17 protein-coding genes are annotated in these 17,772 nt (G+C 67.2%); 6 read left to right on the top strand and 11 right to left on the bottom strand.

Annotation, left to right across the window (positions count from 1 at the left end; all coding sequences use genetic code 11):
* Position 1 precedes the first annotated feature (1 nt).
* The 3 genes from mreD to PV764_RS08145 form a co-directional block, all read right to left on the bottom strand.
* Entirely contained in the window at positions 2 to 487 is a 486-nt protein-coding gene (gene mreD, locus PV764_RS08135; RefSeq protein ID WP_019186042.1) for a rod shape-determining protein MreD, read from the bottom strand.
* Positions 484 to 1,647, bottom strand: coding sequence for a rod shape-determining protein MreC (gene mreC, locus PV764_RS08140; RefSeq protein ID WP_421116426.1), 1,164 nt, complete (start codon positions 1,645 to 1,647; stop codon positions 484 to 486). Before mreC ends, mreD begins: the two co-directional genes overlap by 4 nt.
* Positions 1,648 to 1,800: 153 nt before the next feature.
* Entirely contained in the window at positions 1,801 to 2,847 is a 1,047-nt protein-coding gene (locus PV764_RS08145) for a rod shape-determining protein (RefSeq protein ID WP_019186044.1), read from the bottom strand.
* A 275-nt stretch (positions 2,848 to 3,122) separates the two neighbouring features.
* Here PV764_RS08145 and PV764_RS08150 point away from each other — a divergent pair, with 275 nt between their 5' ends.
* Complete coding sequence (locus tag PV764_RS08150; RefSeq protein WP_019186045.1) at positions 3,123 to 4,061, top strand: carbohydrate kinase family protein; 939 nt, start codon at positions 3,123 to 3,125, stop codon at positions 4,059 to 4,061.
* Positions 4,062 to 4,137: 76 nt separating this feature from the next.
* On the opposite strand, the gene PV764_RS08155 is transcribed toward PV764_RS08150, so the two are convergent.
* The 3 genes from PV764_RS08155 to PV764_RS08165 all read right to left on the bottom strand — a co-directional run bounded on the left by PV764_RS08155 (position 4,138) and on the right by PV764_RS08165 (position 6,657).
* Positions 4,138 to 4,758 (bottom strand): HAD family hydrolase, encoded by a 621-nt coding sequence (locus tag PV764_RS08155; protein ID WP_421116427.1) that lies wholly within the window; start codon positions 4,756 to 4,758, stop codon positions 4,138 to 4,140.
* A complete protein-coding gene (locus tag PV764_RS08160) occupies positions 4,746 to 5,477 on the bottom strand; it encodes a hypothetical protein (protein ID WP_046274248.1) in 732 nt (243 codons plus the stop codon). The genes PV764_RS08155 and PV764_RS08160 overlap by 13 nt, the downstream gene beginning before the upstream one ends.
* A 94-nt stretch (positions 5,478 to 5,571) precedes the next feature.
* Entirely contained in the window at positions 5,572 to 6,657 is a 1,086-nt protein-coding gene (locus tag PV764_RS08165; protein ID WP_399617257.1) for an MBL fold metallo-hydrolase, read from the bottom strand.
* Positions 6,658 to 6,749: 92 nt separating this feature from the next.
* Here PV764_RS08165 and PV764_RS08170 point away from each other — a divergent pair, with 92 nt between their 5' ends.
* Complete coding sequence (locus tag PV764_RS08170) at positions 6,750 to 7,370, top strand: TetR/AcrR family transcriptional regulator (protein ID WP_421116428.1); 621 nt, start codon at positions 6,750 to 6,752, stop codon at positions 7,368 to 7,370.
* A gap of 315 nt (positions 7,371 to 7,685) precedes the next feature.
* Here PV764_RS08170 and PV764_RS08175 read toward each other — a convergent pair whose 3' ends face one another.
* From PV764_RS08175 to ubiE, 3 genes are all read right to left on the bottom strand, one after another.
* Positions 7,686 to 9,626: a M1 family metallopeptidase gene (locus PV764_RS08175; protein ID WP_019186050.1), complete on the bottom strand. Its 1,941-nt coding sequence runs from the start codon at positions 9,624 to 9,626 to the stop codon at positions 7,686 to 7,688.
* 83 nt (positions 9,627 to 9,709) lie between these two features.
* Positions 9,710 to 10,576 (bottom strand): GGDEF domain-containing protein, encoded by an 867-nt coding sequence (locus PV764_RS08180; RefSeq protein WP_019186051.1) that lies wholly within the window; start codon positions 10,574 to 10,576, stop codon positions 9,710 to 9,712.
* A gap of 68 nt (positions 10,577 to 10,644) precedes the next feature.
* Positions 10,645 to 11,406 carry a bifunctional demethylmenaquinone methyltransferase/2-methoxy-6-polyprenyl-1,4-benzoquinol methylase UbiE gene (ubiE, locus tag PV764_RS08185; protein WP_019186052.1) on the bottom strand — a complete coding sequence of 254 codons (762 nt, stop codon included), beginning with the start codon at positions 11,404 to 11,406 and terminating at the stop codon, positions 10,645 to 10,647.
* A 79-nt stretch (positions 11,407 to 11,485) separates the two neighbouring features.
* Here ubiE and PV764_RS08190 point away from each other — a divergent pair, with 79 nt between their 5' ends.
* The 4 genes from PV764_RS08190 (at position 11,486) to PV764_RS08205 (ending at position 13,238) form a co-directional block, all read left to right on the top strand.
* Entirely contained in the window at positions 11,486 to 11,938 is a 453-nt protein-coding gene (locus PV764_RS08190; protein WP_421116429.1) for a nucleoside deaminase, read from the top strand.
* Positions 11,939 to 12,192: 254 nt separating this feature from the next.
* Positions 12,193 to 12,471, top strand: coding sequence for a hypothetical protein (locus PV764_RS08195; protein WP_019186054.1), 279 nt, complete (start codon positions 12,193 to 12,195; stop codon positions 12,469 to 12,471).
* Between the two features lie 62 nt (positions 12,472 to 12,533).
* Positions 12,534 to 12,866, top strand: a complete 333-nt coding sequence (locus PV764_RS08200; RefSeq protein WP_019186055.1) for a hypothetical protein — start codon at positions 12,534 to 12,536, stop codon at positions 12,864 to 12,866.
* Between the two features lie 72 nt (positions 12,867 to 12,938).
* Positions 12,939 to 13,238 carry a low affinity iron permease family protein gene (locus tag PV764_RS08205; protein ID WP_421116430.1) on the top strand — a complete coding sequence of 100 codons (300 nt, stop codon included), beginning with the start codon at positions 12,939 to 12,941 and terminating at the stop codon, positions 13,236 to 13,238.
* A gap of 39 nt (positions 13,239 to 13,277) precedes the next feature.
* Here PV764_RS08205 and PV764_RS08210 read toward each other — a convergent pair whose 3' ends face one another.
* Together PV764_RS08210 and smeE are read right to left on the bottom strand one after the other, a co-directional pair.
* Complete coding sequence (locus tag PV764_RS08210) at positions 13,278 to 14,678, bottom strand: efflux transporter outer membrane subunit (protein WP_421116431.1); 1,401 nt, start codon at positions 14,676 to 14,678, stop codon at positions 13,278 to 13,280.
* A partial coding sequence (gene smeE, locus PV764_RS08215) for a multidrug efflux RND transporter permease subunit SmeE (RefSeq protein ID WP_421116432.1) occupies positions 14,671 to 17,772 on the bottom strand: 3,102 nt, incomplete at its 5' end. The genes smeE and PV764_RS08210, both read right to left, overlap by 8 nt.

The raw sequence follows: 17,772 nt of genomic DNA on the forward strand, positions 1-17,772 counted from the left end.
GTCAGCGCCCGCGTCGCCCGAAGCGCAGCGCGTCCAGCAGCACGAACACCAGCGGCCACAGCGCCATGCCCAGCAGCGGCGCCCACCAGTACGACCACGGCAGGGTCGGCTCGCCCACCACGATGTGCACCACCGCGCTGACGATGCGGTCGTTGAACAGCAGCCCGCCGATCGCCAGGATCTGCTGGGACATCGGGAAGAAGCGGATCCGCGCGCGGAAGCGCTGCAGGATGAAGGTCAGGATCACCAGCCGCAGCGCCTGCTCGCCCAGCACGCCGCCATACAGCAGATCGGCGATCACGCCGCTGGCGAAGGCGATGCCCAGCCCGACCCGGTCCGGCGTTTCAATCACCCAGTAGGCCAGCACCAGCGCCAGCCAGTACGGCCGCAGCGGCTGCAGCAGGGCCGGCAACGGCAGCAGGCCGAGCAGCAGCGCTACCACCAGACTGACCGGCAGCACCCAGGGTTTGTCGCGCAGGCGGCTCATGGCCGGTTCTCCACGGGTTCGGCCTGCCGAGCATGGCTCGGCACTACCGTGGATTCGGCTGCGGCACGGCGCGGAACGGTCACCGGTACCGGTGCGGCCGGACCGGGCCGGTTGGCCTGTGGTGCATTGGCCGGCGCCGCCGCAGGTGCCGTCGTGGCCGGGGATGAACCCGCCGGGGTGGTACTGGCCGGCGCGGCGGTGCCGGCCGGCGTGCCCTCCTGCAACGGCGCGGCGGTGCCGGCCGGCGTGCCCTCCTGCAGCGGCGCGGCGGCCGGGCCACCGGCTTCCCCGGCGTCGCGGCGCAGGTTCGGCGGCAGGTGGATTGCTTCACCCGGGCGCAGCAGCAGCACGTCGCGGCCACGGTCCAGCTGGGCGGCCGGCTTCAGTTCGCCGACCAGGAAGGCATGGGTGTCATCCGGACGCAGGGCGGTGATGCTGCCGACCGGGAAGCCGGCCGGGAAACGACCGCCCAGCCCGGAGGTGACGATCTCATCGCCGACTTCCACCCCGGCACTGAGCGGGATGTCACGCAGTTCCAGCTTGTCGCCGCGGCCGTAGACGATCAGCCGCACGCCGTTGCGGGCCACGGTCACCGGCACGGCATGGTCGGGGTCGGTGAGCAGCAGCACGGTCGCGCTGTTGCCGGTGGTGGCGATCACCTGGCCCATCAGGCCGCCGGCGTCGATCACCGCCTGGCCGACATGCACGCCATCGCGGGTGCCGGCCGCCAACACCAGGCGCTGGCGCACCGGGTCCAGGTCGATATCCAGGATCGGCGCGAGCTGCACATCCAGGCCACTGCGCTCGGCCACGTTGAGCAGTTCGCGCAGCTGGGCGTTGTCCAGCGCGGCGGTCTGCAGCCGGGTCAGGCGCGCGTTGGCGATAAGCAGCTGGTTGCGCAGCTCGCGGTTCTCGCTGACCAGCTGGCCGTGGCTGGCCGCATTGTCCTTGACCTGGGTGCCGAGCCGGCCCGGCAGGCCGGCCAGCGCCCACACCGGCTGCACCAGCACGTTGGCCTGCGCGCGCAGGCGCGACAGCCAGCCGGCCTGGTCATCGAGCACGATCAGGGTGATGGCCAGGGCCAGGTAAGCGAGCAGGCGCAGCGGACTGGCGGCATCGCCCTGGCGGGAGGCTACGGGAGGACCGGCGTAAGGCGGCACAGGCGTCGACTGGGAAAAGTGTGGGTGAAGCGCGTTGCAGCACAGCGCAGCGGGAACAGCATGCGAGAACGCCCCGGCGAGGCGATGCCCGATGAGCAGGGCTCACCGGCATCACGCCGCAGAGGCGCGTCCACGATACACGGCCGGTACGGCTTACTCCGGCGCAAAGAACTCGTTGCCGTGCATGTCCACCAGCTCCAGCGCACGACCGCCACCGCGGGCCACGCAGGTGAGCGGGTCATCGGCCACCTGCACGTGCAGGCCGGTCTCTTCGGAGATCAGGCGGTCCATGTCGCGCAGCAGGGCGCCACCACCGGTCAGCACGATGCCGCGCTCGGCGACGTCGGCACACAGTTCCGGCGGGGTCTGCTCCAGCGCCAGCTTGACTGCGCTGACGATGCCCGACAGCGGCTCGTGCAGGGCTTCCAGCACCTCGTTGGAGTTGATCTTGATCATCTTCGGCACGCCCTCGGCGAGGTTGCGGCCGGAGATTTCCATCTCGATCACTTCCGCCTGCGGGTAGGCGCAGCCCAGCTCGACCTTGATCCGTTCGGCGGTGGCTTCACCGATCAGCATGCCGTGGTTGCGGCGCACGTAGTTGGTGATCGACTCGTCGAAGCGGTCGCCACCGATGCGCACGGAGGCCGAGTAGACGATGCCGTTGAGCGAGATGACCGCCACTTCGGTGGTGCCGCCGCCGATGTCGATGACCATCGAGCCACGCGCCTCGGTGACCGGCATGCCGGCGCCGATCGCGGCGGCCATCGGCTCTTCGATCAGGAACACATCACGCGCACCGGCCTCCTCGGCCGATTCCTTGATCGCGCGGCGCTCGACCTGGGTCGAGCCGGCCGGCACGCAGACCAGCACGCGCGGGCTCGGGCGCAGGAAGCGCGACTTGTGGACCTTCTTGATGAAGTGCTTGAGCATCGCCTCGGTGTAGGTGAAGTCGGCGATGACGCCGTCCTTCATCGGGCGGATGGTGGTGATATGGCCCGGGGTACGGCCCAGCATCTGCTTGGCTTCGGCGCCTACGGCAGCCACGGAACGGGTACCACCGATGGCCCGGTCCTGGCGCACGGCCACGACCGACGGCTCGTTCAGCACGATCCCCTGCCCACGCACGTAGATGAGGGTGTTGGCCGTGCCCAGGTCGATGGACAGGTCATTGGAGAACATGCCACGCAGTTTCTTGAACATCTGGGAGTTGATCCTGAGGGGTGTCGCGCCCAACGCGGGATGGCGAAAAAATGGGCAGAATTCGAGGCCGACAAGCCTAGCAATCCCCCTGTGCGCGAGCAAGGACAAATCTGGCCGAAAGCCAGCCTTCACGGCCATTCAGGCCAATCCGGACAGCCCGGGTTCTGGCCCAAAGCCGCCTCACCCGTTAACCTTTGCGCCGCAGGGCGCCGCAGGGCGCCGTTTCGTTGCCCGCCCGACGGGCCTCAAACCCCCTTCCGCATAGGCCTTACTCGATGTCCGCTTTGATCTGTGGTTCTCTTGCCTTCGACACCATCATGGTGTTTCCGGACCAGTTCAAGAATCACATCCTGCCGGACAAGGTGCACATCCTGAATGTGTCGTTCCTGGTGCCGCGCATGCGTCGTGAATTCGGCGGGTGCGCCGGCAACATCGCCTACAACCTGTACCTGCTGGGCGGCGAACCGATCCCGATGGGCACCGTGGGCTCGGACTTCGGCCCGTACCGGGAGTACTTCCAGGGCCTGGGCATCGACCTGAGCCGGGTCAAGGTGATCGATGAGCTGTTCACCCCGCAGGCGTTCATCACCACCGACCACGACAACAACCAGATCACCGCCTTCCACCCGGGCGCGATGATGCGCTCCTACGAGAACCACGTGAAGGATGTGCCGGGCGTGACCCTGGGCCTGGTCGGCCCGGACGGGCGCGAGGGCATGATCCAGAATTCGCAGGAGTTCTTCGACGGCGGCGTGCCGTTCATCTTCGACCCGGGCCAGGCCATGCCGCTGTTCAACGGCCCGGAGCTGCGCACCTTCATCGAGCAGGCCGACTATGTCGTGGTCAACGACTACGAGTCCAACCTGCTGCAGGAGCGCACCGGCTGGGATGAAAAGGAGATCGTGAGCCGGGTCAAGGCCTACATCACCACCCGCGGGCCGAAGGGCGCGGTCATCCACACCCCGGAAAAGACCTATGACATCCCGCCGGCGCACGAGCGCCGCGTGGTGGACCCGACCGGCTGTGGCGATGCGTTCCGCGCCGGGCTGATCTACGGCATCGAGAAGGGCTATGACTGGCTGACCATCGGCCGCATGGGCAACCTGATGGGCGCGCTGAAGGTCGAGCACCCGGGTACCCAGAACCAGCGCTTCACCTTCGATGAGTTCAATGAGCAGTTCAAACAGCAGTTCGGCTACGCGTTGAACGTTTGATCAAGGGTAGAGCCAGGCCATGCCTGGCTGCTTTTCAGGGTCCTGGCAGTGGATCGCGCGGGCCCTTTCGACGCGATCAGGCCGAAACCCGCTTCCCATCCCATGCCGCCAGCACCTGCCCGCAGTCTGCCAGGTGCCAGCAGGCCATGCCCGGCCAGGGGTTGTCCGGGGTGTTGACCATCAACGTTCGGGTGCCTGCGGCGCGGCCACATTCCAGGTCGAAGCGATGGTCGCCGACCATCACCACCTGGGCGGGGTCGACCTGCCAACGCGCAACGAAACCGCGCAGGCCCGCCGGCGACGGCTTGGGCTCGGCTTCGTCGCGGCCGATGATGTCGTCGGTGGCGAACATGTCCCCCACACCGATCGCCTTCAGCGTCACCTGGGCGAGCTCGCGCGCATTGCGGGTGAGGATCCCCAGCCGGCAGCCCGCGACGTGCAGCGCGCGTACCAGGGCCACTGCGCCGGGGGCGGCCTGCGCCTGCTCGGCGAGCGCGCGTTCGTGCGCAAGCAGCCAGTCGTGCTTGGCCGCGGCCACCTCCGCCGGGAGCGCGGCGAGGTGGCTGAGGATGTCGTCGTCCGGCGGTATCGCAAGTTCCTGTTTGATGCGCTGGAAATCATGCACCGCGATGGTCAGCGTGCCGTCCATGTCGAACACCCAGTGACGGATCGCCGCAAGCCCGATCACTTCCACCACTGCGGCATCCTGCTCGTATCCACGCCACCGGTTTCGAACACGGCCGTGCGCGTGCCACCGGCCTTGACCGGGAATTCGATGCTGATCACCTTGGCCTTGCGCGCCAGGTTCCACAGCGCTTTCTGGTCGGTGATGAACATCGCGATCGCCTCATCGGTGTCCGGGCGCCAGGCGGCCATCGAGACCGGCTTGCCGTCATCGACGGTCACCTTGACCTGGCACTTCGGGCAGCGGAAATCGCCGGCCTGCAGCACCAGGTAGGCATGCCGCTTCCACTCGGGATGATCGCGGAACACCAGCTGCACCGGCTTGGCGCCGCTGCCATCCACGTCCACGCGTTCCTTGCTGTAGATCTGCGCAGAGGACTGGATGCCCTTGGTACCGACCGGGATCTGGTTGTACTGCCACAGGGCCTGCAGCCGGCGCGTTTCGCGCGCGGCCTCGGCCTTGGCCTTGACCTCGGCGTAGCCCGGTTCGATCCTCGCGGCGACATCGGTGTCCTTGTACTGGTCCAGCAGCGAGCCACCGTGGATGCGGGCACGCTCCCAATCCTGCGCGGCGACGGCCATGTCGTACTGCTTGGCCACGCCTTCGGCCTTTTCTTCCTGCTGCGCCTTGGCGGCGGCCGCGGCGGCCTGCTGCGCCTGGCGTTCGGCTTCGGGGTTGCTGCAGGCGGCCAGCGCGAAGGCGCAGGCTGCTACCAGGATCAGTCGTTTCATCGCGTGCTCCGTGTTGGTCGATGGCGCACAAGGCGCCTGCGCCTACTTTATCGCCAAGCGGAGCATGCCGGCGTCGCCGCGATGTCGGCCTGCTTTACTTTGCGGTCGGCTGTCCTTCGCGCCACCAATGGGTGGACGGTGCCGGTGCGCGGATATCCAGGCGTTCTCCCATGTGTGGCGCGGTCAGCGGCACGCCCTGCGCCTGCGCCAGCGCGGTGATGCGCTCGAAGGGTTCGGTCCACGGGTGCAGCGCGAGGTCGAAGGTGCCGTTGTGGATCGGCATCAGCACCTTGCCGCGTACATCCAGATGCGCCTGCAGGCTCTGCTCGGGCTGCATGTGCACGTCCGGCCAATCCGCGCCGTAGGCACCGGTTTCAATCATGGTCAGGTCGAACGGGCCGTAGCGTTCGCCGATGCGGGCGAAGCCGTCGAAGTAGCCGGTGTCACCGCTGAAGAAGATCCGGGTACGTCCGGTATCGATCACCCACGAGGCCCACAGCGTGCGGTTGCCGTCGGCCAGGGTGCGCCCGGAGAAGTGCTGGGCCGGCGTCGCGACGATCTTCAGGCCTTCCACGCGGGTGTCCTGCCACCAGTCCAGCTGCACGACCTTCGCCGCCGGCACGCCCCATGCGATCAGGCGATCGCCCACGCCCAGCGCGGTGACGAAGTGCTGCACCTTGGGTGCGAGCGCCTGGATCGCGTCGTGGTCGAGATGGTCGTAATGGTCATGCGAGATGATCACGCCGGTAATCGGCGGCAGTTCGTCAATCGTGAGCGGCGGCGCATGGAAGCGCTTGGGCCCCATGAACGACATCGGCGAGGCACGCTCGGAAAATACCGGGTCGGTCAGCCAGAAGTGCCCGTCCAGCTTCATCAGCAGGGTCGAATGCCCCAGCCGCCACAGGCTGTCATCGGGCGCATCGAGCAGGGCGTGGCGGGTCAGGGCCTGCACCGGGATGGGCGCCAGCGGGCTGGCGTCGGCCGGCTTGTTGAACAGGAAGCGCCACATCACCGCGACCGTGCGGAAGAAGCCGAGATCGGTCTTGCCGGTGGGGTTGTGGAAGCGCCCGTCGCCGAACTGGGGCGACTGGTCATAGGCGGCCGCCGGGCGGGCACCGCAGGTCAACAGGCCAATGGACATGGCGATCAACACCGTCAGAAGGAGGAGGATGCGAGGCAGGCGACGTTTCATGCGGGGCGTGCCCAGGAAAGTACACCGGCGAGTTTACTTGTCTTTTCCGAAAAGTAAACTGAACGGTGTAAAATAGGTCCATGAGTACTTCCGAGCGCCCCACCCGCCTGACCGACCGCAAGCGTGCGGCCATCCTCGAGGCGGCGGTGGCCGAGTTCCGCGCGTTCGGTTTCGCCGGCACCAGCATGGACCGCATCGCGGCCACGGCCGAGGTCTCCAAGCGCACCGTCTACAACCACTTCGCCAGCAAGGACGAGCTGTTCACCGCGATCCTGTGGCAGCTGTTCGAGGCCAGCCAGGCGCTGGATGTCGTGCCCTACGATCCGGCACGGCCGCTGCGCGATCAGTTGCTGGTCTTCGCGGCCCGGAAGATGCGCCTGCTCGACGACCCCGGCTTCATCGATCTGTCCCGAGTGGCGATGGCCGAACTGGTGCACACGCCCGAACGGGCCCGCGCGATGATGGACAAGCTGGCCGAGAAGGAAGAAGGCCTGACCGGCTGGATCCGCGCCGCCCAGGCCGATGGCCGGCTGCGCGCGGAGATGCCGCCAGCCGAAGCTGCGCATCAGTTGCAGGCGATGCTCAAGGCCTTTGCATTCTGGCCGCAGATCACCTTCGGCCAGCCACCGCTCTCAACGGCGCAGCAGCAGCAGGTGATGCACGACTGCGTGGACATGTTCCTGGCGGTGCGCGCCGTTTGACACTGGCTTTCAGGCAGGCAGACGGACTTCTCACAGCCTTGGCCGTTGGTTGGTCGTACGCTGGGCCGCTATCGAGAACAGGGCCTCTCACACAAAGGCGCGGCGTTCTGCCTGTGTACCGCGAGCCGAGCCCCGCAGCGGCCGGTAGGCCACTGGGCAAAATCAAGGAGGAGGACGTCGCCGTCCGGCGGCGGACGGGGGATATTTGCCGAGGGGCCTGCCGGCCGCTGCGGGGCTCGGCTCGCGGTACGCAGGCAGGCATGAAAAAACGGCGGGTTTCCCCGCCGTTTTTCGTTCAACCGATACGTGTGGCGATTACGGCTTGGCCGCGCCCGCCTCGGCCTTGTCCAGCATGTCCTGGACCGAACCGGTGGTGATCGGGTGGTACCCCGGCTTGGCCTTGGCAAAGGCCGCCTTGGCGAAGGCCAGGCCTTCCGGCGTCTTCACCAGTTCGGCGTAGATCGGCATGATCAGCTTGCGGCGACCGACGCGCTCGATGAACGCACCGGCGGCTTCGTTGGCTTCGCTGTAGCCACTGCGGATCGTCAGCGGATACCAGCGCATCGCGATTTCACCGTTGGCGGTACCGGTGAAGTGGTACGCCTTGTCCAGCGCGGCGAGCTTCTCCACCGGCAGGGTCTTGCCCAGGCCGTCGATGAAGTGCACCCATTCCTGGGTGCCCCACTCGCCGGTGATCTGCGCGTTCGGCAGCGTGTTGCTGCCCTGCCAGGCGATGCGGGCGGTATCGACGATGGAGAAGTTGCGCGAGCGGGCCTTGGTCGCGAACGACGGAATGCCCGGCTCGTCCAGCCACGCCTTCAGCTCGGCATCGGTGACGGCGCCGGGCTTCTTGGACAGCAGGTTCTTCTTCAGGTACTCGATGAACTGGTCGGTGTTCGCGCTCTGGAAGGCGTGGTCATCGAACCAGCCACGCAGGAACGGGTCGAAGGTCTCGCGGCCGAAGCGCTGTTCCAGGAACTGCAGGAACCACGCACCCTTGACGTAGGCGACCTGGCTCAACGCCTCGTCCGGGTCACGCTCGCTCAGCGGCGGCAGCGCCAGGGCCTGGTCGGCCGGGCTCATGTCCTTCACTTCGGCGAGCAGATCGTTCTGGTCGATCTCGCGCTCCATCTCGGCCATCTCCTGGCCATACAGCGCCTCGGTGATGCGGCCCTGCACGTAGGTGGTGAAGCCTTCGTTGAGCCAGATGTCCTTCCAGCTGGCGTTGGTCACCAGGTTGCCCGACCAGCTGTGCGCCAGTTCATGGGCGACCAGCGAAACCAGCGACTTGTCGCCGACGATCACGGTCGGGGTGGCGAAGGTCAGGCGCGGGTTTTCCATGCCTCCGAACGGGAACGACGGCGGCAGCACCAGCATGTCGTAGCGGCCCCAGCGGTACTCGCCGTAAAGCTTCTCGGCGGCGCCGATCATCTTCTCGGTGTCTTCGAACTCCTTGGCGGCCTTGCCGACCATGGTCGGCTCGGCCCACACGCCGGAGCGGCCGGAGATCGGCTCGAACACCAGGTCGCCGGCGGCGATGGCCAGCAGGTAGGACGGGATCGGCTGCGGCATCTTGAAGGTGTAATCACCGTCACGCGCAGCCTTGGGATCGTTGTCGGCGCTCATCAGCACCATCACGTCCGGACGCGAGGCCACGTGCGCGCTGTAGGTGAAGCGCACGCTCGGGGTGTCCTGCAGCGGCACCCAGGAACGGGCGTGGATCGCCTGCGACTGGCTGAACATGAAGGGCAGCTTCTTGCCCTCGGTCATCGACGGCTCCAGCCACTGCAGGCCCGAGGCGGTCGGCGCGGTGTGATACGTGATCACGACCTTGGCCGGCTGGTCCGGCGTCTCGATGCTCAGCTTGCTGCCGAACACCTTGTCGGCTGGCGCCAGCACGAACGGCAGCGGCGCGGTCTTGCCGTCGGCGGCGATCGCCTCGACCTTCTCCACGGTCAGCTCGCGGGTGTCCAGCACCAGCTGCTTGGCCGCCTTGTCCTTCCACTCCAGCGTGTAGGTCGCGGTGCCGCCGATCTGCTTGCTGTCGAAGTCCAGCTTCAGGTCCAGCGCGATGTCCTTGACGACGACCTTGTCCGGCTCGGCGTAGGAGCTTTCATCGTGGCTGCGGCTGTCGGCTTTCATGGCAGTGCTCGCCGGGGCGTTGGCAGTGGGATCGACGGTCGGAGCCGCCGGTTCTTTGGAGCAGCCGGACGCCAAGGCGACGGCCAGGGGAATCAACAGGAACGGAGATCGCATGAATCGGGACCGATCAGGGTGAAACGACCAGTTTACCCCCTGTCTCCGGCGCCCGCGCAGGCCATGCGTGGCGGTTCGCGCATTCAGTCCTCGGCGCGCAGCAGCCGCCCGCCCCCGGCGTACTTGGCCCGGTACATGGCCGCATCGGCGCGCCGGTAGGCCTCGCGCAGGTCATCACCGGGGCGATACCGGGCTGCGCCGGCACTGGCCTTGACCGGCGGCTCGCCAGCGCGCGCCGGTGCCGCCAGCTGTGCGAGCCAGCGGGTGACCCGCTCGCCGGCCTCGTTGCTGTCGGCGTGTACCGCCAGCAGGAACTCATCGCCGCCCCAGCGCCCGATCCAGTCCGGGCCGCGCAGCCACAGCCGCGCGGTCTCCACCAGCCGCACCAGCACCTGGTCGCCGGCCAGGTGGCCGTGGGCGTCGTTGATCGGCTTGAGGTTGTCCAGGTCGACCACGAACAGGGTCAGCGGGCGCGCCTGTGCGCTCGCCCATGCTGCCGAATCGGCCAGCGCCTGCTCGCAGCCGCGCCGGTTCAGGGCCTGGGTCAGCGGATCGAGCAACACGCTGCGGCGCAGATCGCGCAGGCCGGCGTCGACCCCATGCAGGTTGCGGTTGATGCTGCGCAGCAGCCGGCCGATCTCGTCATGGCCCAGGTCGGGCAGGTGCGGCAGGCGCTGCTCGTCGTAGTAGGCCTCCAGCGCATCGGCCGCCTGCCGCAGCGGCGCCATCAGGCGGTACAGCGCCATCATCGCGATCGCGGTGCCGAGCAGCGTGGCCAGCAGCACCACGCCGACCACGGTCCACATCACCCCGCGCGCGTAGTGGCCCGTCGCAGCCATCCACAGCAGCAGGACCAGCAGCGGGACGTGCAGGCCGAGGAACACCACCGCCATCAGCTTGGCGGTGAATGAGCGGGGAAATACGCGGGCAAGCCCGCGGTACAGGCGCATGGCAGGCCCTCTTCGACAGCCTGCCTGCAGTGTGGCCGAGCCCCCTCAGCGGGAACCGGACCGCTGTCTCAAAGTTTGTAGCCGGAGTGAATCGAAACGATGCCGCCGGTCAGGTTCTTGTAGTGGCAACGCTCGAAACCGGCCTCGGCCATCATGGCCTTGAGCTGTTCCTGCGGCGGATGCTTGCGGATGCTCTCGGCCAGGTACTGGTAGCTGTCGCCATCGCGCGCGAACAGCTGGCCCAGCTTGGGCAGGATCTTGAACGAGTGGAAATCGTAGATCGGCTTGAACCAGTCGGCGGTGACTTCGGAGAACTCCAGCACACGCGCCTGGCCGCCCACCTTGAGCACGCGGTGCATCTCGCGCAGGCCGGCTTCCTTGTCGGTGACGTTGCGCAGGCCGAAGGCGATCGTGACCAGATCGAAGCTCGCATCCGGGAACGGCAGCGCCTCGGCGTTGCACTGCACGTAGTTCAGGCCCGCGACCAGGCCGCGGTTGGTCAGCCGGTCACGGCCGACGGAGAGCATGCCGGCGTTGATGTCGCCCAGCACCACTTCACCCTCATCACCCACCCGCTCCTTGATCAGCGCGGCGATGTCGCCGGTGCCGCCGGCCAGGTCGAGCACGCGGTCGCCCGGCTTCACCTGCGCGGTGGCCACGTAGTAGCGCTTCCACGCCCGGTGGATGCCCAGGCTCATCAGATCGTTCATCAGGTCGTAGCTGCGCGCGACCGAGGTGAACACTTCGCCCACCAGCTTCTGCTTGTCCTTCGCAGCGACGTCGCGGAAGCCGAAATGGGTGGTGCCAGTCTTGTAGGGGGATTCGCTCATGGGGACGATTATCGCACCGCCGGCGCCGTTGCGGCAGGCCGCCCACTATCATGAAGGCCTTCACGTCCCTGGATTGCGCATGATCACCCCCCCCGACTACGCCGCCCTGCTCGAAACCGCCATCGCCGAAGCCCGCCAGGGCATGGCCGAAGGCGGCATCCCGATCGGCGCCGCGCTGTACCACAACGACGGCCGGCTGCTCGGCTGCGGCCACAACCGCCGCGTGCAGGAAGGCGACCCGTCCGTGCACGGCGAGACCGACGCCTTCCGCAAGGCCGGCCGCCAGCGCCGCTACCAGGACACCATCATGGTGACCACCCTGGCCCCGTGCTGGTACTGCAGCGGGCTGGTGCGCCAGTTCAACATCGGCACCGTGGTGGTGGGCGAATCGGTCACCTTCCAGGGTGGCATCGAGTGGCTGCGCGAGAACGGCGTCAAGGTGATCGACATGCAGAGCCAGGCATGCATCGACCTGCTCGGCGGCTTCATCAGCGCCCATCCCGAGGTCTGGAACGAAGACATCGGCGAGTAAGCGCCGCCGCTTCCGCGCGCATATGCGTGGAAGATGCCCGCGCGGGGCCGAACGGTGGCGCGCGGGCACGGCAACGTTCTGAATGCTTCAGTGAGCAGGCCGGGCCGCAAGGCCCTGTGCTGCGGGTGTCTGCGCGTGATGCCCTCACGCACCGACGACGGTCGCCGGACAAGGCGAACACGCCGCACTAACAACCGCGCTGCATGAACGGCTTAAGGTGGTTGCACAGGGGGCACCATCGTCGAGGAGACGTCATGCATGCCCGAACCCGCCGCACCTCCTCCGTCGAACCCGAGCTGACCGATGCCTGGGAACGACTGCAGGTGCACTACGCACGCCACCAGAACGCCGCGCCTTTCTGGGATGCCTACCAGGCGATACAGGATGAGTTGACGCGGTCCCATCCCCAGCAACGTGTCGCCGTCTGCAACCGGCTGGCGACGCTGGCCGAGCGGCTCGGCGTGGTCCACCACGCTCATCTGCTGCGCGAGCAACGTGGCGAAAGCCGCCACACCAGCTCCACATCGCCATGACACCGCTTGCACCGCGCTCTACGCCATCATCCAGATTCCCTTCTTCCCAAACTGAAGTGACCATGTCCTCCGCCCAGATCTCCATCCCTGCCGTCATCGATGTCGACGCCGAAGTCAGCTACTGGCGCCAGCGTCATGCCGACGGCAACCTCGGGACGGGCTCGTTCGGCCATTACGTGCCGTGGATCAAATTCGCCTGCGACTCGCTGATCACGCAACCGCGTGCCAGCGATGAGCAGCGCGATGAAATGTTCCAGACCCACTACGCGCTGCAGATCATGCCGCGCCTGTCCGAAGAACAGGCACGCCAGTTCGTCGACCAGTGCTGGGAACACGTCTACCATGCCGGCCGCCAGGACCTGTCCTCGCGCCCGCGGTTGCATGCCCGGGTCTGACCCCGGCTGCACAGCGCCTGCACGGCGCCCCACCAATGATGCAGGCACCTCGGACCCGGTCTGCCGTGCCTCATGAAACTGCGCAGCATCTTCAACCTGGTTGCCAAGAAGGCGTCCTATGCGGCGGGAACGCCGTGGACCTTCCTGGCGGCGGTCAGTCAGAACGCGGATACCGCCGCGATCCAGATCAAGCTTGATGAGCTGATCCGCGCCACCAAGGGCGCCAACAACGAACTGCTCGATCTGGAAGAGCTGGACGAAGAGCGCCTGGAAGAGATCCGCCGCGAGTACGAACGCATGGCACGCGAGGCGGGCAATGCGCTGGACCGCGCGCGGCGCTGCCACGGCGATGGCCGCGCCGACGACCCATGACGGGCACGGGTGCGGCCGGCCGGACGCACCCGCGCAGACTTACCCGCGCTCGTGCCAGCCGCCGCCGAGCACCTTGTACAACGCCACCTGGTTGGACTGCTGCGCCAGCTGCGTGCTGACCAGCGACTGCCGCGCGGTGTAGGCGGTACGCCGTGCATCCAGCAAGGTCAGGAAGCTGTCCAGGCCGGCGTCGTAACGCGCCTGGGACAATCGCTGCGCCTGCTCCGCCGCGGCGACCAGCGCCTGCTGCGAAGACAACTGCGCACCCAGGCTTTCGTTGAGCGCCAGTGCATCGGCCGCCTCGCGGAACCCGGACTGGATCGCCTTCTCGTACTGCGCCAGTGCGATATCGCGATCGGCGGTGGCCATGCCCAGATTCGCGCGCAGCTTGCCGCCCTGGAAGATCGGCAGGTTGAGCTTGGGAATGAAACTCCACACGCGCGTGCCGCTGTCGAACAGACCCGACAGCTCCGAGGAGGCCGAACCGATGTTGCCGGTCAGGCTGATCGACGGGAAGAACGCCGCGCGCGCGGCACCAATGTTGGCGTTGGCCGAGAGCAGCACGTGCTCGGCGGCCATCACGTCCGGGCGGCGCAGCAGCACATCGCCCGGCATGCCGGCCGGCAGCGGCCGCACACTGGCCACATCAGTCACCTCGGCCTGCGGCAGCAGGGCGGCATCGACCGGCCCGCCGGCCAGCAGCACCAGTGCATTGCGGTCCTGGGCGACCTGGCCGGCAAAGCGCGCCACATCCGTGCGCGCGGTTTCCACCAGGGTGCGGGTCTGGCTGAGTTCCAGCGCCGAGGCGCCGCCAAGCTGACGGCGTGCCTCGGTCAGGCGCAGCGAATCTTCGTACGTCGCCAGCGTCGCCTGGGCGATCCGCAGCTGTTCGCTGTCCGCGCCCAGGGTCAGCCACGCATTGGCCACCTCGGCCACCAGCGACAGCTGCGCGCTGCGACGGTTGGCCGCTTCCGCGAAGTACTGCTGCAGCGCAGCCTGGCTGAGGTTGCGCACGCGGCCGAACAGATCCAGCTCGAACTCGACCACGCCGAGGTTCGCACTGAACTGCTCGGTCACCGGCGCATCACCGCCGCTGCGGGTCATCTGCCCCTGCACGCCGATCGCCGGTACGCGGTCGGCACGCTGGATGCGGTACTGCGCCCGGGCACGCTCGACGTTGAGCACGGCCACGCGCAGGTCGCGGTTGTTCTCCAGCGACTGGCTGATCACTGCCTGCAGGCGCGGGTCGACGAAGAAATCGCGCCAGCCGATGTCGGCCACTTCCATCGGTGCAGCGGTCACTGCCCCCGTGGTGGCCGTTGCCGGCCACTGCGAGGGAATCGCCGGGGCGACTTCAGTGCTGCGTGGCTCCAGCGTCGAGCAGCCGGACAGCACCAGGCTCACGGCCAGCGCCAGGCTGGCCATCATGGGCTTACGCATCGGAACCTCCAGCGTTCTTGCCGTACTTCTTGCGATTGAACACGCGCTGCACCACCACGAAGAACAGCGGGATGAAGAACACACCCAGCAGCGTGCCGACCAGCATGCCGCCGAGCACGCCGGTACCGATGGCCTGCTGCGCGCCGGAACCGGCACCGGAGGCGATCGCCAGCGGCAGCACGCCCAGGCCGAAGGCCAGCGAGGTCATGATGATCGGGCGCAGACGGTCGCGCACGGCATGCATCGTCGCTTCGATCAGGCCGGCGCCCTTCTCCAGGTTCTCCTTGGCGAACTCCACGATCAGGATCGCGTTCTTGCTGGTCAGGCCCACCGTGGTCAGCATCGCCACCTGGAAGTAGATGTCGCGCTCCATGCCGCGGAAGGTGTTGGCCAGCACCGCGCCGAGGATGCCCAGCGGCGCCACCAGCAGCACCGAGGTCGGCACGCTCCAGCTTTCATACAGCGCGGCCAGGCACAGGAACACGATCAGCAGCGAGAGCGTGTACAGCAGTGGCGTCTGCGACCCGGCCTGGCGTTCCTGGTAGGACAGCGCGGTCCACTCGATGTCGAAACCGGCCGGCAGCTGCTTGGCGAGCTTCTCCACTTCGTTCATCGCATCGCCCGAGGCCACGCCCGGGGCGGGCTCGCCCTGGATCTCCATCGCGGAGACGCCGTTGTAGCGCTCCAGGCGCGGCGAGCCGTAATCCCAACGCTGGCTGGCGAAGGCCGAGAACGGCACCATCTCACCGGCGGTGTTCTTCACCGACCACAGGTTGAAGTCTTCCGGGTTCATGCGGAACGGCGCATCGGACTGCACGTACACGCGCTTGACCCGGCCACGGTCGATGAAGTCATCGATGTAGCTGCTGCCCCATGCCGCCGCCAGCGTCGTGTTGACCGCCTCCAGCGACAGGCCCAGCGCGCTGGCCTTGCCGACATCGATATCGATGCGCAGCTGCGGGGTGTCTTCCTGCCCGTTCGGGCGCACGTTGGCCAGCAGCTTGCTCTGCCCGGCCATGCCGAGCAGCTGGTTGCGTGCCTCCAGCAAGGCCTGGTGACCGGCACCGCTGGTGTCCTTGAGGAAGAAGGTATAGCCCGAGCCGATGCCCAGCTCCGGCATCGCCGGCGGCGGGAAGGCGAAGATGAAGGCGTCCTTGATCCCGCCCAGCGCGGCCATGGCCCGGCCGGTGATCGGCATCGCGCCCTGGTCGGCATCACGGTCCTTCCAGTCCTTGAGCTTGACGAAGGCCATGCCGGCGTTCTGCCCCATGCCGGCGAAGCTGAAGCCCTGCACGGAGAAGATCGACTCGATCGCGTCGGCCTCGTTCTCCATGAAGTGCTTTTCAAGCTTGTCGATCGATTCCAGGGTGCGTTCCTGGGTGGCGCCGACCGGGGTCTGGACCAGCGCCATCAGGATGCCCTGGTCTTCATTGGGCAGGAACGAACTGGGCAGGCGCATGAACAGCAGGCCCATCACCAGCGCGAGCGCCGCGAACACGCCCATGAAACGCCACGGACGGCCGAGGATCCCTCGCACGCCACGCTGATACTTCGCACTGGAGTTGTCGAAGCCGCGGTTGAACGCGTTGAAGAAACGGCCCGACCAGCCCTTGTGGGCGACGTGGTGCTCGCCCTTCTTGAGCGGCTTGAGCATGGTGGCGCACAGCGCCGGGGTCAGCACGATGGCGACCAGCACCGACAGCGCCATCGCCGAGACGATCGTGGCCGAGAACTGGCGGTAGATGACGCCGGTGGCACCGCTCATGAAGGCCATCGGCACGAACACCGCCGACAGCACCAGGCCGATGCCGACCAGCGCGCCGGTGATCTGGCTCATCGATTTGCGCGTGGCTTCCAGCGGCGAGAGGCCTTCCTCGGACATGATCCGCTCGACGTTCTCCACCACCACGATCGCGTCATCGACCAGCAGGCCGATCGCCAGCACCATCGCGAACATGGTCAGCATGTTCACCGAGAAGCCCAGCGCGGCCAGGATGCCGAACGTGCCCAGCAGCACCACCGGCACCGCGATCGTCGGGATCAGGGTCGCGCGGAAGTTCTGCAGGAACAGGTACATCACCAGGAACACCAGCACGATGGCTTCGATCAGGGTCTTGATGACGCCCTTGATCGAAACCTGCACGAACGGGGTGGTGTCATACGGCACCACCGCCTTCAGGCCGGCCGGGAAGTTCGGGGCCATTTCATCCAGGGTGGCACGCACGCCGTTGGCGGTGGCCAGCGCGTTGGCGCCGGTGGCCAGGGTGATCGCGATACCCGACGACGGCTTGCCGTTGTAGCGGGTCACGAAGTCGTACGACTCGGCCCCCAGCTCCACGCGGGCCACGTCGGCCAGGCGCAGTTCGGCACCGTCCTGCGCGCTGCGCACGATGATGTTGCGGAACTGCTCCGGGGTCTGCAGGCGGTCCTGCGCGTTGATGGTGGCGTTGAGCTGCTGGCCCTTGATCGACGGCGCGCCACCGAGCTGGCCGATCGCGACCTGCGCGTTCTGCGCGGTGATCGCCGCGATCACTTCGGCGGTGGACAGCTTGTAGGTGTGCAGCTTGTTGGGGTCCAGCCAGATGCGCATGGCGTACTTGCCACCGAACACCTGGATGTTGCCCACGCCGGGCACGCGGCTCAGCGGATCGACAATGTTGGAGCCGACGTAATCGGAGATGTCGTTGGCATCCATGCTGCCGTCTTCAGACACGAAGCCGAGCACCTGCAGGAAGCCACTGCTCGACTTGGCCACGTTGATGCCCTGGCGCTGCACTTCCTGCGGCAGCAGCGGCATGGCCAGCTGCAGCTTGTTCTGCACCTGCACCTGGGCGATGTCCGGGTCGGTGCCGCTCTGGAAGGTCAGCGTGATCGTGGCCTGGCCATTGGAGGAGCTGTTGGAGGAGAAGTAGATCAGGCCGTCCAGGCCCTTCATGTTCTGCTCGATGATCTGCGTCACCGAGTCCTCGACCACCTTGGCCGATGCACCCGGGTAGCTGGCGCTGATCTCGACGGCCGGCGGCGCCACTTCCGGGTACATCGACACCGGCAGCTTGAGCACCGCCAGGCCACCGGCGAGCATGATGATGATCGC

Source organism: Stenotrophomonas sp. AS1 (assembly GCF_048957655.1).
Taxonomy (GTDB): Bacteria; Pseudomonadota; Gammaproteobacteria; order Xanthomonadales; family Xanthomonadaceae; genus Stenotrophomonas; species Stenotrophomonas bentonitica_A.

Bases quoted from the DNA above. Each gene is read 5' to 3' on its own strand.
- PV764_RS08210 (WP_421116431.1), bottom strand. From the start codon at position 14,678: ATGCGTAAGCCCATGATGGCCAGCCTGGCGCTGGCCGTGAGCCTGGTG.
- PV764_RS08160 (WP_046274248.1), bottom strand. From the start codon at position 5,477: ATGAAACGACTGATCCTGGTAGCAGCCTGCGCCTTCGCGCTGGCCGCC.
- PV764_RS08205 (WP_421116430.1), top strand. From the start codon at position 12,939: ATGAAACTGCGCAGCATCTTCAACCTGGTTGCCAAGAAGGCGTCCTAT.
- PV764_RS08175 (WP_019186050.1), bottom strand. From the start codon at position 9,626: ATGCGATCTCCGTTCCTGTTGATTCCCCTGGCCGTCGCCTTGGCGTCC.
- PV764_RS08190 (WP_421116429.1), top strand. From the start codon at position 11,486: ATGATCACCCCCCCCGACTACGCCGCCCTGCTCGAAACCGCCATCGCC.
- PV764_RS08200 (WP_019186055.1), top strand. From the start codon at position 12,534: ATGTCCTCCGCCCAGATCTCCATCCCTGCCGTCATCGATGTCGACGCC.
- PV764_RS08170 (WP_421116428.1), top strand. From the start codon at position 6,750: ATGAGTACTTCCGAGCGCCCCACCCGCCTGACCGACCGCAAGCGTGCG.
- PV764_RS08180 (WP_019186051.1), bottom strand. From the start codon at position 10,576: ATGCGCCTGTACCGCGGGCTTGCCCGCGTATTTCCCCGCTCATTCACC.
- PV764_RS08150 (WP_019186045.1), top strand. From the start codon at position 3,123: ATGTCCGCTTTGATCTGTGGTTCTCTTGCCTTCGACACCATCATGGTG.
- PV764_RS08195 (WP_019186054.1), top strand. From the start codon at position 12,193: ATGCATGCCCGAACCCGCCGCACCTCCTCCGTCGAACCCGAGCTGACC.
- PV764_RS08145 (WP_019186044.1), bottom strand. From the start codon at position 2,847: ATGTTCAAGAAACTGCGTGGCATGTTCTCCAATGACCTGTCCATCGAC.
- ubiE (WP_019186052.1), bottom strand. From the start codon at position 11,406: ATGAGCGAATCCCCCTACAAGACTGGCACCACCCATTTCGGCTTCCGC.
- mreD (WP_019186042.1), bottom strand. From the start codon at position 487: ATGAGCCGCCTGCGCGACAAACCCTGGGTGCTGCCGGTCAGTCTGGTG.